The sequence below is a fragment of the Natrinema sp. LN54 genome (assembly GCF_052439245.1).
GTDB classification, from domain to species: Archaea; Halobacteriota; Halobacteria; order Halobacteriales; family Natrialbaceae; genus Natrinema; species Natrinema versiforme_A.
The window spans coordinates 407,379-423,294 of sequence record NZ_JBQVRP010000001.1 but is presented as its reverse complement, the minus strand read 5'-3'; the positions used below and the strand labels follow the sequence as shown (position 1 = coordinate 423,294).

Here is a 15,916-nt window from a genome sequence, read left to right as displayed (position 1 = left end):
ACGTAGCCATGCCGATCCACCAGTTGACACAAGTTGGTCGTACGTCGGGCGGTGTTGTACTCCCGAAGAGCGAACTTCGGGCGCTTGGATTGGTCGACGAAGAGGGTAACGTGAGAGATCATCCAGTCGAAATAAATAAAACAGGTGAGGGGACATGGAAGGTTTCACTCATAGACCCAGACACTTATCCGAAAACTAAGATGGAATAATACCAGACAGTTAATTAGAGTATTTCGATATTATATTTTCTATTATAGACAGGAGTTCCTGAACTTCGCTCGTGTCAATTTGACGCGCATCCTCATGTACTGCTTTATTTCGGATCTCTCTGAACCGGATAATAAGCTCTAGATCATTCTCACTAATTATTTCTTGAGTTTCTTCGGTTTGTAGCAAATGACCAAGGCTCCGGACATCAAGATCTTTATTGGGCGTCTCGTGACGGACTAGAGCCCTGACGAACTCTTCTAACCCATTATATCCTAAGACAGTTGCCTGAATATGTGCTTTTTCACCAAGTGCGTCTTTCGCTTGTTGAATCAGGACTAATGCAAAGGGCCGTGACGCTTTTAGCGTTAGTTGGTATCTTTCGGTTGAGTTCCTAAATTGAACCTTCCCATATTCTTTTCCAGGCGGTTCCTTCTGTGGATACTCTCTTCTAATCGAATCAATAACACTATTCAGCTTATCAATGCGCTCTGAAGTAGTTCCAGAAACCAATTCTTCCTTTGCATCGCTTGGCTCAACACCAAGATATTTTGATATATGGTTTCTGACTTCCACGTCTTCTCTCATATGACCAATTACCCTGCCTAATTCCTCGCCGACGACTTTATCAATATCTTCGTCATTTACCACCTTCTCTCTTCTCTCATGAACAAGATATGTCCTTGGCCCTCTGGATTCGATTTTCTGGATGTATCCCTCATCAACAAGTCGATCAATCATTTCTTTAGTTAAACCAATATCTGGATATTCGTCCTGAAGGTCTGATGATAGCTCAGCAAATGTCCATGGACTATATCCAAATAGGTCATGGATTGAATTTAGAAGCCTTGCTCGAATGGGTGAAATATTCTCTTCCTCCACGAAGAATTCCACAACCTCCGTAATCTCTGTTCCATCCTTCTCCCTTCCTAATAAATTCAGATTATTTATATCAATATCAACGTCTATTTTTGAGCTAAGCCAAAACCGTCCTCTTCCGAGAAGACGGATAATCTCAATTCCAAAGCCCGTTATTAGTCCGAACCCAATAACCACGAGAACTGCGTTCCTTTTCGAAGTGCTAGATAGATCAGATATTGTATCTGCTATAGTTAATGCAAAAAATAGTACTGTAGCTAACGATAGCCCGACGCTCATAGCCATTAAAATAGTATAACGGTTTACATTCTTTTCATATGTTTCACTATTATCTAGCATCTCATCTCGGAGATCAGGGTCTCGCCATTCTTTCACAATTGCTTGTTCAAGCAAATCGAATTGAGAAGTCGATTTTCCTCTAGCAATCCGATAAACAATAGTGGAGAGTATACTGGACATCACCCACGAAAGAGTTGCATATCGTAGAAACCGTGATTCAAATATAACTTCAGGTGATATATCATTTCCAAATATTGTACCGATAAATGGCGCAAACGCACCAAGAATCAATAGATTTATTTTTATGATGTCGACAGCATTGTTGGCAATGTCCTCTAATCGTTGTGTTTGGTGATCTAAAAGAGTATCAATTTGATCGCCTGGTTGTAGATCTCCGCTCTTGTCCATTCTATGTATTTGCGTCTCCTGCCGAGTATCTTATAGGTTCAGGAACTAATCTAGAGTGTATTTCTCTGTCCAAGAACTCCGGTAGAGTTAGACAAAATCCGCAGGTAGTAATGAGGTCTAATCTGTACTATTAGTTTCCGAACTGCGCTTTTGGTGATCGCTGTGTTACAAGATAGTGCGTACCAATCAGGTCAGTCTCAACCTCGGTCCGCTTGTGTCTTGCATCCATTCCGTCTGGAATGGCTACTGAGAAGAGCGCCTCACTGCCGAACGTATTCTCATGTTCTCGGAGTCGCCGTGTGAACGCTTTCGTCTCGCCGATATACGCCAGTGGTGGCGCATCACCTTCGTACCAAATCCGATAGACACCTGCGTCGGGTAGATCCGGCTCGAGTCGATCCCCAAGCCGATAGGGCTCACTCCACTCGAGGCCCATCCAGTCAGGTGCAGTCACGTCGTCGACGTTCCTCCAAGGGACTGGCCCACGGCCAGGTTCAGTATTCGGTTCGGTTTCTCCGTCTTCGAGCGGACCACCGACGTATCCATCACTTCGGTATCCCGACTGTGAGTAGCCGGGAATGATCCGGCCGAAGTTCGCGGTCGGGCTCTCACCCATTTCACGACGGGCGACCGCGATGAGTGCTTCCTCAAGGCCCTTCCGGTCTTGATCGTGGGTGGCGAACGACGGCGTCGCGGTCGACACTTCGAACGCCGGCCCGTCTCGATCACGAACTGCCCAGAGGCACGGTGCAGCTGTGTGCGGATCGCGGAACGGCATCTCTTCGGAGTAGACGTTCCGTGCCAGTGCGCTCACCCGTCCTCGTGTACTCCGACCAGTTTGACCAATGTATTCGAGGCCATCATGGTGACGGTGGCGAACGCGGTAGAGTCCTGGATCCGTCGAAATCGCGGTCAGATCACCGTCTACCGGATTGAGTGATAGCCATTCGCTCCAGTCAATACCCATCCAGTCGTCTGCATACAACTCCCGCTCGTTCATGTCTGCTAGTTGCACCATGTAAGCCACTCACCTATCATTAAATCCATAGTTGGAATCCGTATCCTGATGTGATACTTCTCCAGCCAATGAACTTACCGTGATATGCCAAGGTGGATGTTTGAGAAGACGAAGGTTATATGCCATTATAGTGGTTGACAGTTCCTATGACACAGGAGGATCTACGTGAAAATATTGCTTTTCGCCATATCGAGGATGAATGGCACCATCATAACTCGAACGTCATTTATCGCATTTTCAAACTGAAGGAAAGCTATGACGAAATAAGAGATCATATAGAAACCCTCGAGTGTTTTGTTGAACAATCTGAGTCAGAAGAGAAAGAACCATCAAAGGAACTGATCCGGGACTCCCGTCGCGCGATATTAAGGCTGATGAGAAATGTCGAAGCAATTGCTTGGAATTTTCCTCATTTAGCGCATGAAAGTTGGTTTGGTTCGTTCCAAGAAGATATTGCGCATGGATATTGGCGAATTGAAGAAATGCGTTACCAAAACGCAGAGTCTGATCCTGATGAACGAAGGCAACTCTGCGGCGAAGCTCGAAGAATATGTGAGAATACCTCTGAGGCTTTCTCTCAAGGTATCTTGGGTCGCTTAACAGAATTCTTTGAGTTCATGGATGTTGAATTCCATATGAAAGATACGCCTAAAGAATACAAGAGTACTATTCGAGAAGCTGCTGATCTTTATTGCTTAGGCTATTATTCAACAGCGTTACTGGTATTGGGCCGAGCAGTTGAAAAGTGCTTACTACAGCTGGGAAGAGATCGAAAGGTGAAATCTATCCGTGCATATAATGACGAAATTGATTGGGAAGATGCGAGATTTCACTTCCGGAACAAGGCGCTCAATCGAATAGATATGCCCAAAAAGCATGGGAAAGTACTTTCTGATCGCCAGTATCATCAGATTGCTATTCTAATCAAATATCGGAATAACGTAGCTCATTCCGATTATGAACAAGTCGGGAGAGATGAAGCACTCCGTCAGTGTATGGACGCACTCGACTTATTAGAAGAGTTGAACGAGCAGAGATCTCACTTGCAGAAATTAGATGATGAATCGATCCGGCCCGTCTCCAATCAGAAAGCGCAATAAAAGTATCCCAGAACTCATTAGTCCGGTTTAGTTTTCTGCCACCACAGTACCAGCCGGTTCCATGTAGATGTTGGGGGATGAGTCTCCCATCGTTCAACGACCTCGCCTATGTCTGAGTATTGATTCTCGTCCATCTCATCGCCATACTTCTTGAAGAACTCCATCATATCCTCGCCGCCAAGCTCGTAAACATCTCGCTCTACGGTCTTTTTCCGGTTAATAAGGAAGCACAGGTAGTCGTACTCTTTGAATTTCTCTTGCTTCAATATCGTCAAATCCTGCTTCACTTGATCGTCGTCCCGGTCGTTGGGATTATAGTTTGCAATTTGCGAATTTAAATCGCCGATATTACGAAAAACATCGTGCAGCATATCCATCTGCCGAGACTTCCTATCTCTCAACAGTGAAAGTGCCGAGATAAACAACGCTGAGGCAGCTGTGATGGCTTCCCAGTACTGAGCAATCTCTGCTATGGCGTCAACTAGCATCAATCATCATCTGCATCCGAAATTAGTTGGTCTAACTTATCATTCGCCTCTGAGGAGTCCAAAGACTTCTCAAAGGGTACTTTCCCTTTTTTCACTTTCTCTCCATTGTTGGTGACAAAGTAGTAGTCATCGCCAGATAGCCGAACGTAGAGATAATTACTGGGGTCGGAATAGCCAACGTGTTCTACCTTACTCAGCGAGAGTCTGTTTATGTCGATTGGCTCACTAATAGTTGCCATGTGTTTCCATCGCTCGCTACATCACATAAGGATTTATGACTGTAATCAGTCTCAACTCTGTCCGAGAACTGCAGTAGAATCGGACAGGTGATCGTGACCCAGCGGTAAGTACAGATGGAATACCCATTATTCAGTCCAGTAGAGAGACTATCATCCATTTTCGGTATAATCCTCTTCAACGCGCCGCAATAAAAACTGGATATGGCCGATTCACCGCTCGATGATGTTGATAGGAGTATTCTTCATCAGCTCCAAGAAAACGCTCGCAACAACGTCACAGACATCGCTAACGAGATAGGAGTGTCGGGCAACACCGTCAGGAACCGAATGAAAAATCTCGAGGAGAACGGCATTATCAAAGGATACAGCGTCGATATCGATTACAAGGAAGCTGGCCTCGATCTCCATTTCGCCTTTACGTGTACTTCCCCTATCAGTAAGCGCGAAGATCTAGCAAGAGACATTCTCGCGATCCCGGGTGTGATTGAAGTTCGGGAATTCATGACCGGACAAGAGAACATCTATCTTGAGGCGTTGGGCACAGATGCAGAAGATATCACCCGGATCGCGCACAAGATTGATTCGTTGGGAGCAGATATTCATATTGAGAAGTTAATTAGAAACGATTTCAGCAACTCCTTTAGCCCGTTCAACCCACCTGATGAGTAATCACGGTCTCAGGATGGTGTATTAATAATCCAAGCCTCGAAATTTTCAAGAACCGGGCATAGTGTGTCGACATTTCTAATACTATCCGCAATCTTTTACACCATTCGAGAAATACTGGAGTTGAATTCAACTTGCGGACGCCTACTAGGTGACATATGAGTAATACAGAAAAATTCGTAGTTCAGAGGAGAACGTGATTGTTGAGAGCGGGGGACAATACAATCATGCGACGTACGGTCGCGTGACGGTCACTGGAATTTGGAAAGGTGTTCAGCAAGTTGATAGAGCGCGGAATACAAACGATACTGGCACTATTATCGTTCGATACACAACGGATCAGGATGAAGAGGTAGGTGAGGAGGATGAGCTTACAGATACGCTCGACGAGTTTCTTGCTGCTATTGAATAGCGCTCTCTGATTCGCCTTGTAGAGGCGGAATCCGTGAGAAGGCGCTAATAGCATTCAGTTCGCACAGTGAGTCTTGTGTCCGAGAATTGCACCAGAGTCGGACAGGAGATCGTGAACCAGCGGTAAGTACAGGCGGAGACGTTACCGCCAGCAGCCGCGAGCGAACGGTGTGAGCGAGCGGGCCAAGGAATCCCTCGAAGCCGCGCCAACGGCGCGGCTGAGGGGGTGACGCTGTGCTTTTAATCAACATTTTGCCGAGCGACCGAGCGGAAGCGAGAGAGCGCAGAGCAAAATGTTGGCAGACGTAGTTACCGCGAGCGCGGTGTCCGAGAAGATTGATAGAGTCAAACAGAGTCGCCCCGATATCCCCCTCGAGTCCCACGAAAAACTAGATTCTCGGCGACTCTTATCCGGAATGCAGGTAACCCAGACGCCAGAAATCTGCACTGACACGAGAACCGCGACGACATGACGGGCTGGCTCAGGCCACATGACGGACCACAATTGTTCGAGGCGGCCGACGATATCCAGTGGCGGTCGCGTTTACATTCTGGACAGAGAAAGTCAGAGACATATGAGAGAATCACCCGACGTGATCGGATTCTAACCTGTACGTGCCGATTTCACTGACGGGACAGCGCACAATGGGCCCCCTACCACGTCCAACTCGCCTCGAGCACCCGAATCCTACCCAACGACCGAGACAGTCGCGTTTCCCGCCGCATCCGCCTTCCATTCGGGACCGTTTCGCTCGAGAAACGACGTGTAGCGGTCGTTTGACAGGGGTAGCCGGGTCGAAACAATGAGTCGGTGGGCGGTCACTGCGAGTGAGACCGTTGGGAATGTCAAACCAATCAGTACACGGTTCGCGATCGTCGGCGAGGGATCGGACGGACGAACGCGAATCGACGGCGGCCGTTCGCCTCGAGGGCGTCACCCACGAGTACGGGTCGACCGGCGGGCGGTTCCGCTCGGGTGACGAGCGGACGGTGACCGCGCTCCGCGACGTCTCCTTCGACGTGCCAGAAGGGATGATCGTCGGCCTCGAGGGACCGAGCGGGAGCGGGAAGTCGACGGTGTTACACGCGGTCGCGGGGCTGTTAGTTCCGACGAGCGGCAGCGTCGAACTGCGCGACACTGATCTCGCGGCGCTGTCCGACGCCGAGCGGACCCGGGTCCGGCGACACCATATCGGGATCGTCTTCCAGCGATTCCACCTCCTGCCGTCGCTGTCCGCCCGGGCGAACGTCGCCCTGCCGCTCGTCCAGTCCGGAGTGCCGCGAGCCGACCGGCGAGCGCGCGCGACGGCGCTGCTCGAGGAGGTTGGGCTGGGCGACCGCGCCACGCACCTGCCGGGCGAACTCAGCGGCGGGGAACGACAGCGCGTCGCGATCGCGCGGGCACTGTCGACGGACCCGGACGTGATCGTCGCCGACGAGCCGACGGGCGAACTCGACACGGCGACCGGGGCGGACGTCCTCGAACTGCTGACCGATGTCGGCCGCGAGCGGGCGGTGTTGGTCGCCTCCCACGACGAGGCCACGCTCGATGTCGCCGATCGGGTCGTCACGCTGTGTGACGGACGGGTGGACGATGTCCGATGACGACGTATTGCCCGAGGCGGTCGACTCGCGGCGGCGGACGCGCTGGTCCGGTATCGTCGGTCTGACCCTCGGCAGGTGGTGGCGGCGGGCGACGCGAACGACGAGGGGACGAATCGCGTCGACGATCGCCGCCGTCGCGCTGACGATCGCGCTCTTGGTGGTCGTCACCGGCGTCGCGCTGGCGCTCGCCGACGGCGGCGTAGCCAACGGCGATGACGCCGATGTCCGAGTCATCCCCGAGGAGAGCGGAACGCTGTCGTCCGTCAACGGGGTCGAGGACCCGCGGCTCGGCGCGACCAACGAACGGGCCGCGACGATCCGAGCCCAGGACGGCGTCGAACACGCATCGCCGGTACTCGTCGAAACGGCACAGCTCGAGGCGTCCGACGGCGAGCCGCGAACCGTCCGCCTCGTCGGCGTCGTCCCGGACGAGGAGTCACGAACCGTCGCGGGTCTGCCGGCCGGCGAACTCGAGGCGGGCGATCCCCATTACGCGAACGGTTCGTACGAGGGACCACAGGAGCGCGAGATCGTTCTTTCGTCGACCGCCGCGGAGCAACTCGGCGTCAACGCGGGGGACGACATCCCCGTTTCGATCGGTGGAACGGGCGGAACGGACCGAGTCGATACCGCCACACCCTCGGTCACGGTGACGGTGACCGCCATCGCGGACGAGGGTGCCCGCGGCAGCGACGCGCCCGTCGGCGTGGTTCATCTGAGCGAACTCCAGTCGTATTCGGGGAGCGACGACGGCCAGCTCGCGGATCGACTGCTGGTCTGGGGCGAGACCGAGGCGGCGCAGTCGGCGGCGTCCGACGCGTATCCGGCCGCCGCGGTCGAGGTGGCCGGCGGCACCGATCCGTCGGCGCTGTTCGACGACGGGCTGGCGTTCGCGACGAGCGTCATCGCGTTGCTGGTCGGCGTGACGATCTGTGCGTCGTTCGTCGCGACCACCATGGGGATGACCGTCAACGAGGACCGTCGCACCCTCGCCGTCCTCGAGTCGGTCGGGTTCCCGACGCACAGCCGGCTCGCCGTCGTCGCGGTGTCGACGGGGATCACGACGGTGGTCGGATCGATCGCGGGGATCGGACTCGGGATGGCCGGAATCGTCGGCGTCAACGCCGTCGCCGGCGCGACGGTCGCGCCCGGAGCAGTCGCCCAGTTCCACCCGCTACTGGTGCCCTACGCGATCGGCGTCGCCCTCCTGTCGGGACTGGTCGCCGTTCCGTACCCGCTTGCCGTGGCCGCGCGAACGTCCGTCCTCGAGGAGGTGGGCCGATGACGCTGAGCGGGGCGGTGGTTCGCCTGCGCGCCGTCGTCGGACTCGCGTTCGCACAGCTCCGCCGGTCGCCCGGTCGAACCGCCCTCACCGTGCTCGCGGTCACGCTGGCCGTGCTCTCGGTGACGGTGCTCGCGAGCCTCGGCGTCGGGGTCGTCGATAAGGGCGAACAGGGGCTGGACAACGCCGACCGGGACATCTGGATCTCGAGCGATCCGGTCGATCCGTCCGCGAGCGGCACCGAGAACCCGATCGTGGGGGCACACGCCAAGTCGGCCGAGATCACCGCGCGTGACGACGTTCAGAGCGCCTCGCCGATCGCGATGTACGACGTCTATCTCGGAACGAACGCGTCGGACCTCGAACGCAGGCCAGCGGTCGGCGTCCAGGAGACCCACGACGGGTTCAACTTCCGGGAAGGACGCGGGTTCGAGGTCGACGAGGAGACGGCCGCCAGTCCGCCGCCCGAAGAGCCGGAGGTGGGCGAAATCGTGATCGATCCGCGCGTCGCCGACTCGCTGAACGTCTCGGTCGGCGAGACGATTTACGTCGGAACCAGCAGACAGACGGCGGACGCAGCCGAGTTCACCGTCGTCGGGACCTCCGGCTACTACTCGCAGTATCTGGGCTCGCCGGGGGTGACGGTCCCGCTGGGCGATCTGCAGGCGGTCGCCGGTACGTCGGGAACCGACCGGGCGACGTTCATCACGGCCGACGTGACCGATGACGCCGATCGAACGACCGTCGCGAACGACCTCGACGAGGAGTACCCTGAGTACGATGTCCGGACCAGCGACGAACAGGTCCAATCGATGGTCGAGGAGCGCACGATCGTCCTCGCGAGCGGCGCGACGCTGGTCGGCCTCGCCGTCGTCGGCGGCGTCGTCCTGACGGCGAACCTGTTCGCGCTCGTGGCCCACCAACAGCGCGAGCAACTCGCGGCGCTCCGGGCCGTCGGGCTCTCCCGGCGGGTTCTCGCGGGCACGATCGGAACGCAGGGCCTCGTCATCGGGCTGCTCGGCGGTCTCGTCGGGCTCGCCACGACGCCGCTGGCCGTGATCGGAGTGAACCGATTCGCGGCGTCGGTACTCGGCTTCGAGGGACTCCTCCGGACCCCGCCCGCGGTCTATCTCGGCGGGTTCGCGCTCGCGCTCGTCGTCGGCACGGTCGTCGCGATCGTCGCCGGCTGGCGGGCCGGCCGCTACGCCCGCATCGAACACCTCGAGATCTGATCGCGAGCACCCGACGCCGCGGCCCGCGAGCGCTGCCGGCTTGCGCACGCCGAACCCACTTGCCGGCCGAGTGCGAACGACTCGTGATGCAACTTCGAACACCCGACCGCGACCGAGCGACCTCGGCCGCTGCCGACCCGCCGGCCGACGCATCTTCCTCGAGACGGCTCGCCAAACACCTGCTCACTGCGGCCGGCCTCTTGGGGTTCACGTACGCCGTATTGCGAGTCCTGGGCGGGCGCGACGACGTTCCCGTCCAGTCCGTCGACGAGGTTCAGGCCGGCGTCGAGGAGGCCGTTCCCGACGAGATCCAACGCCGAGCAGCGGATGCGGTCCCCGGGGATCGGATCGAGACGATCCGGAACCGGACCGCCGCCACCGTCCCCGACGATATCACCGAAATCTCCATCGACGGCCCCAGAAGCGAGGAGTCGGAGACCGACCTCGATGTCGACGGGTCCGCCGACGCGAGCGAGGGCGAGAGCGAGGACGCCGACGTGACCGGGCTGGACGAAAGCGGTGACGACGAGATCGGTGACTCCGGAGCGGACGAGGCAAGTGCCGACGCGCTCGAGGAAACCGAGACGAACGCGGACTACACCGACGAACGCTCGGACGAGGAGATCGCCGAACGCGCCGAACCCGACGTGCAGGACGAACCGGCCGAGCCGGGAGAGATGGCGGTCGACGAAGACGTTGCGGAGGAACTCGCCGACGCGGATCTCGACGGCGAGTCCGACGGCGAGAGCGACGAATCCGAGGAGTGAGTCGTCTCCGAGACCGATCCGACAGCCGCCGGCGTTCTCTCGGCGGCCGTCGGCACTGGCTCGAGTTGGTCGTCGATCCGGGTCGCGTTCACCGGAAACGTGGGCCTTATCCGGCGTTCGCCCCTAGCGCGTTTCGATGACTGACGGGGACGTCGCGGCCTTTACGCGCCTCGGACCGACGGTTCGGGGGGCGCTCTCCGAACGCGGATTCTCACAGCCGACGGCACCGCAGCGACTGGCGATTCCGCCGCTGTCGGCCGGCGAGAACACGCTCGTGATCGCGCCCACCGGCAGTGGCAAGACCGAGACGGCGATGTTGCCCGTCTTCGATCACCTCGTCGCGGGCGAGGGTGAGCCGGAGGGGTTCGGCGCGCTCTACATCACCCCGCTGCGGGCGCTCAACCGCGACATGCGCGAGCGCCTCGAGTGGTGGGGCGACTACCTTGATCTCGAGGTCGACGTTCGGCACGGCGACACGACCCAGTACCAGCGGGGGAAACAGGCCGAGGATCCCCCGGACGTGCTGATCACGACACCGGAGACCGTCCAAGCGATGCTCACCGGCGAGCGCCTGCGCGAGGCCCTCGAAGACGTCTCCCACGTCGTGATCGACGAGGTCCACGAACTCGCGGCCTCGAAGCGGGGCGCGCAGTTGGCGATCGGCCTCGAGCGACTCCGCGATCTCGCGGGGCGGTTCCAGCGGATCGGGCTCTCGGCGACCGTCGGCGACCCGGGGGAGGTCGGCCAGTTCCTCACGGGCGGCCGGCCCTGCGAGATTCGGGAGATCGACGTGGGAAGCAACGTCGACGTGACGGTCCGCGAGCCGGAGATCACCGACGAGGACGAGCGACTGGCCGGCGAACTCATGACCGAAGCCGACACGGCCAGCCACGTCCGCGTCATTCGGGATCTGGTCGCGGAAAACGAGTCGACGCTGATTTTCGTGAATACGCGCCAGACGGCCGAGGCGCTCGGCTCGCGGTTCAAGGAACTCGACCTGCCGATCGGCGTCCACCACGGCTCGCTCTCGAAGGAAGCGCGGATCGACGTCGAGGACCGGTTCAAGGCCGGCGAACTCGACGGGTTGCTCTGTACCTCGTCGATGGAACTCGGGATCGACGTGGGGCAAGTCGACCACGTGATCCAGTACAAGAGCCCCCGGCAGGTTACCCGCCTGCTCCAGCGGATCGGCCGCGCGGGCCACCGACAGGACGAGGTCTCGAGCGGGACGGTCGTCACGACGCGGCCCGACGACACCTTCGAGGCGCTGTCGATCGCCCGCCGGGCCCGCGACGGCGAAGTCGAGCCGGCCGCGATCCACGAGGGCAGTCTGGACGTGGTCGCGAACCAGTTGCCGGCGATCGTCCAGAGCCGCGGCGACACCTACGTCGACGAGGCCGTCGAGACGATCACGCGGGCGTATCCGTTCCGAAACGTCCCCGAGGCGACGATTCGGGAGGTTATCTCGGAACTGGACCGCAACCGCATCCTCTGGTTCGACGAGGGCGAGGACCGCATCGAGACCACCGGCGGCACGTGGCAGTACGTCTACGCCAACCTCTCGATGATCCCCGACGAGGAGACCTACGAGGTCCACGACATCGCTTCGGGCGGCCAGATCGGGACCTTAGACGAGCGGTTCGTCGTGAACTTCGCCCAGCCGGGCGAGGTGTTCATCCAGCGCGGCGAGATGTGGCGGATCGCCGAGATCGACGACGAGGAAGCGCGGGTCAAAGTGAGCCCCATCGAGGACCCCGCCGGCGAGGTGCCGTCGTGGATCGGCCAGGAGATCCCCGTTCCGGCCGCGGTCGCCGGCGAGGTCGGCGAGATTCGCGCCGTCGCGGAGCCGCAGTTCGAAGCGGGAGCCGACGCAGCCGCCGTCGGGCGCGAACTCGCCCACCGCTATCCCGCCGACGAGTACACCCTGACCGAGGCCTGTACCCAGCTCGAGCAGCAGGTCGAGAGCGAGTCGCCGATGCCGACGGCGGATCGGCTGGTCCTCGAGCGACAGGGGCGGACGATCGTGCTCAACGCACCCTTCGGCCACACGGCCAACGAGACGCTCGGGCGGATCTGTTCCGCGCTGCTGGGCCAGCGCGCCGGCTCCTCGGTCGGCCTCGAGACCGATCCCTACCGGATCGAACTCGAGGTACCGAACTCGATCGCGACCAGCGAGGTGATCGAGGTGCTCGAGACGACCGATCCCGATCACGTCGAGGCGATCGTCGAACTCGGGCTCAAGCGGTCGGACGCGCTCGCCTTTCGGCTCGCGCAGGTCTCGGCGAAGTTCGGCGCGCTCAAGCGCTGGCAGGGCAGCGGGTCGGGCCGGCTCTCGAACGATCGCCTGCTCTCGGCGCTCGAGGACACGCCGATGTACGAGGAGGCGATTCGCGAGGTGTTCCACGAGGACCTCGACATCGAGCGCGCGAGTGCGGTGCTCGAGGGGATTCAGTCGGGCGACCTCGAGTTGGTGACCCACCGCGGTCGGACGCCGATCGGACAGGGCGGGCGCTCCTCGGGCGGCAAGGAACTGCTCGCGCCGGAAAACGCCGACGCGAGCGTCATCAAGACGGTCCGCGAGCGGATTCAGAACGACCGCGTCATTCTGCTGTGTACCCACTGCAAGGAGTGGAAGGTGAAGACGAAAGTCAAGCGGGTGCCCGACCAGCCCGAGTGTCCCGAGTGTGGCTCGACTCGAGTCGCATCGCTGAACCCGTGGGCCGACGAGGCCGTCCAAGCGGTCCGCTCCCAGGAGAAAGACGACGAGCAACGGGAGATGACCGAACGCGCGTTCCGGGCCGCGAGCCTCGTCCAGAGCCACGGCAAGCAGGCGGTGATCGCGATGGCCGCCCGCGGGGTCGGCCCGCACAACGCCGCCCAGATCATCAACAAGCTTCGCGAGGACGAGTCCGAGTTCTATCGGGACATTCTCTCGAAGGAGCGCGAGTACGCCCGGACGCAGGCGTTCTGGGACTGACGGGCGACGCGAGGAGATGTGCGCGGTCCCGTCTTCCGCTCGAGGATCGCTCGACTCGAGTCTCTCGACCGGCCCCTCGCCGCCGAATCTCGCGACGATCGGGTATGTATAGTAGCCACTGAAACGATTTACACACTGATCGCAACGTCGTCCGGCGATCAGGAGCGTATTGACTTTCTGTGGCTACTATAATCAAGACCTACACATCACACGTTCCACAGCCCTTATCTACGGTACGGCCAAAGGGCTGCCAATGGAACCTGGCCCGTCAAATGACCCGTCCGTATCCGAGGAGGGGGCCACCGCCGGTCCGATAGCCGACCGGATGGAAGGGCTGCTCGAGGCGGCGGACATCGCCTGCTTCCGAGTGATGCCGGCGGGGACGATCGCCGCCGTCAACGACGCGTTCACGCGGTTGACCGGCTACACGCGGGCCGAACTCCGCGAGCGATCCTTCGAGACGCTTTTCGACGACGAAACGACCCTCGAGTCGCTCGGGTCCGATCTCGAGCAGGCGGGCTCGACACCGACCTCGACGCCGATCCCGATCCGAACGAAGACGGATGTCGTTCCCTGTACCGTCCACCTCGAGCGGCAACCGCAAGACGGGGACGGGGAGGGAGACGCCGGCCAGCAGCCGTCGATCACGGGGATCGTTCGCCGCCGCACGTCGGCGGCCGATTCGACGGTGAAGTCCCAGTCCGATCTCACGTACGGCCGCACCTTCGAGGCGCTCGCCGACGCGCTCCCCGACGGCATCATCGTCCTCGACACGAACAGCGACATTCAGTACGCCAATCCCGCCGTCGAGCGCATCCTCGGCTACGATCCCGACGAACTCGTCGGCTCGAGTAAGGTCAAGATCATCCCGGAGCGGCTGCGCCAGACCCACCTCTCGGCACTCCAGCGGTATCTCGACACCGGCGAGCGACACATCAACTGGACCTACGTCGAGTTACCGGGCCAGCACACCGACGGCCACGAGGTTCCCCTCGGGGTTTCGCTCAACGACTTCACGTACGAGGGCGACCGCTACTTCGTCGGCCTCTTCCGGGACATCTCCCCGCGCAAGGAGGCCGAGCGAACCCTGACTGAGAAAGTCGTCCAGCTCGAGTCGGTCTCGTATCTCGGTCGCAACGCACTCGAGAGCGCCGATACCGACGAACTGCTCGAGAAGGCGACCGAACTGGTCGCGGCGGCGCTCGACGCGGAGTACGCGGCCATCTTCGAACACGAGGTGGCCGGCCCCGACGGGGAGGCGCTTCGGCTCCGAGCCAACACCGGCTTCGACGCCGCCGACGGGACGACCGCGTCCGTGACGGACTCCATCGGTGCGGCCGCGATGGCGGACGACGCCCCCGTCGTGATCGAAGACTTCGAGACCGAGAACCGGTTCGACGGCCCGTCCGTGGTGGACGACCCCGACGTTCGGAGCGGGATCACCGTCACCGTCGGCCCGGCGACCGATCCGTGGGGCGTCCTCGACGTCTACGACACCCGCCGACGGGAGTTCGCCGATCACGACGTCGACTTCCTCGAGAGCGTCGCGACGATCCTCGCGACCGCGATCGAGCGCCAGCGGTACGAGCGACAGCTCAACGAGACCGTTTCGGACCTCGAGGCCTCGAACGAGCGCTTAGAGCAGTTCGCCTACGCCGCCTCCCACGACCTCCAAGAACCGCTGCGGATGGTCTCGAGTTACCTCCAACTCATCGAGGGCCGCTACGCCGACGAACTCGACGCGGACGGCCGGGAGTTCATCGAGTACGCCGTCGACGGCGCGGACCGCATGCGCGAGATGATCGACGGCCTCCTCGAGTACTCCCGGATCGATTCGCAGGGCGACCCGTTCGAACCCGTCGATCTCGACGCCGTCCTCGAGGACGTGCTGACGGACCTGCAGGTGATGATCGACCGGCAGGACGCCGAAATAACGGCCGAGGCGCTTCCGGAGGTTACGGGCGACTCGCGACAGCTCCGCCAGTTGTTCCAGAACCTGCTGTCGAACGCGATCGAGTACAGCGGCGACGAGCCGCCGCGAGTACACCTCAGCGCCGAGCACAACGGCAGGAACTGGGAGATTTCGGTCCGCGACGAGGGGATCGGGATCGACCCCGACGATCAGGACCGGGTCTTCCGGGTCTTCCAACGCCTGCACAGTCGCGAGGAGTACGACGGCACCGGCATCGGGCTCGCGCTCTGTCGCCGCATCGTCGAGCGCCACGGCGGTCGCATCTGGGTCGATTCCGAACCCGGTGAGGGGTCGACGTTTTCCTTTACGATCCCGGTCGAGGCCCCACAGTAGCCCGGTCGCCGGTTTCCGGTCGTTCGGTCGGTGGTCTCATCGACGCCGTTGAC

The 15,916-nt window shown here is 59.6% G+C and carries 12 protein-coding genes; 8 read left to right on the top strand and 4 right to left on the bottom strand.

Going from position 1 to position 15,916, the window contains the following annotated elements; translation table 11 throughout:
* Positions 1-219: 219 nt before the first annotated feature.
* Positions 220-1,773, bottom strand: a complete 1,554-nt coding sequence (locus ACT4ML_RS02160; protein ID WP_444719383.1) for a hypothetical protein — start codon at positions 1,771-1,773, stop codon at positions 220-222.
* 130 nt (positions 1,774-1,903) lie between these two features.
* On the bottom strand, positions 1,904-2,791 hold the full coding sequence (locus ACT4ML_RS02155) for a GIY-YIG nuclease family protein (RefSeq protein ID WP_444719382.1): 888 nt from the start codon (positions 2,789-2,791) through the stop codon (positions 1,904-1,906).
* Between the two features lie 146 nt (positions 2,792-2,937).
* Between ACT4ML_RS02155 and ACT4ML_RS02150 the strand changes: the two genes are divergently transcribed.
* Positions 2,938-3,891, top strand: a complete 954-nt coding sequence (locus tag ACT4ML_RS02150) for a hypothetical protein (RefSeq protein WP_444719381.1) — start codon at positions 2,938-2,940, stop codon at positions 3,889-3,891.
* A gap of 17 nt (positions 3,892-3,908) precedes the next feature.
* Here the strand turns inward: ACT4ML_RS02150 and ACT4ML_RS02145 are convergent, their stop codons facing one another.
* A complete protein-coding gene (locus ACT4ML_RS02145) occupies positions 3,909-4,379 on the bottom strand; it encodes a hypothetical protein (protein ID WP_444719380.1) in 471 nt (156 codons plus the stop codon).
* Entirely contained in the window at positions 4,379-4,618 is a 240-nt protein-coding gene (locus tag ACT4ML_RS02140; RefSeq protein ID WP_444719379.1) for a hypothetical protein, read from the bottom strand. The genes ACT4ML_RS02145 and ACT4ML_RS02140 overlap by 1 nt, the downstream gene beginning before the upstream one ends.
* A gap of 201 nt (positions 4,619-4,819) precedes the next feature.
* Between ACT4ML_RS02140 and ACT4ML_RS02135 the strand changes: the two genes are divergently transcribed.
* From ACT4ML_RS02135 to ACT4ML_RS02105, 7 genes are all read left to right on the top strand, one after another.
* Entirely contained in the window at positions 4,820-5,287 is a 468-nt protein-coding gene (locus ACT4ML_RS02135) for an Lrp/AsnC family transcriptional regulator (protein WP_444719378.1), read from the top strand.
* Positions 5,288-6,538: 1,251 nt separating this feature from the next.
* Complete coding sequence (locus ACT4ML_RS02130; protein ID WP_444719377.1) at positions 6,539-7,300, top strand: ABC transporter ATP-binding protein; 762 nt, start codon at positions 6,539-6,541, stop codon at positions 7,298-7,300.
* The gene (locus ACT4ML_RS02125; RefSeq protein ID WP_444719376.1) at positions 7,290-8,585 is read left to right on the top strand and encodes an ABC transporter permease; all 1,296 of its coding nucleotides are present in this window, start codon (positions 7,290-7,292) and stop codon (positions 8,583-8,585) included. Before ACT4ML_RS02130 ends, ACT4ML_RS02125 begins: the two co-directional genes overlap by 11 nt.
* Positions 8,582-9,814 carry an ABC transporter permease gene (locus tag ACT4ML_RS02120; RefSeq protein ID WP_444719375.1) on the top strand — a complete coding sequence of 411 codons (1,233 nt, stop codon included), beginning with the start codon at positions 8,582-8,584 and terminating at the stop codon, positions 9,812-9,814. Before ACT4ML_RS02125 ends, ACT4ML_RS02120 begins: the two co-directional genes overlap by 4 nt.
* An 86-nt stretch (positions 9,815-9,900) precedes the next feature.
* Positions 9,901-10,581: a hypothetical protein gene (locus ACT4ML_RS02115; RefSeq protein ID WP_444719374.1), complete on the top strand. Its 681-nt coding sequence runs from the start codon at positions 9,901-9,903 to the stop codon at positions 10,579-10,581.
* A 136-nt stretch (positions 10,582-10,717) separates the two neighbouring features.
* Positions 10,718-13,558 (top strand): DEAD/DEAH box helicase, encoded by a 2,841-nt coding sequence (locus tag ACT4ML_RS02110; RefSeq protein ID WP_444719373.1) that lies wholly within the window; start codon positions 10,718-10,720, stop codon positions 13,556-13,558.
* 253 nt (positions 13,559-13,811) lie between these two features.
* Positions 13,812-15,863: a PAS domain-containing sensor histidine kinase gene (locus ACT4ML_RS02105; RefSeq protein ID WP_444719372.1), complete on the top strand. Its 2,052-nt coding sequence runs from the start codon at positions 13,812-13,814 to the stop codon at positions 15,861-15,863.
* The last annotated feature ends 53 nt before the right edge of the window (positions 15,864-15,916 follow it).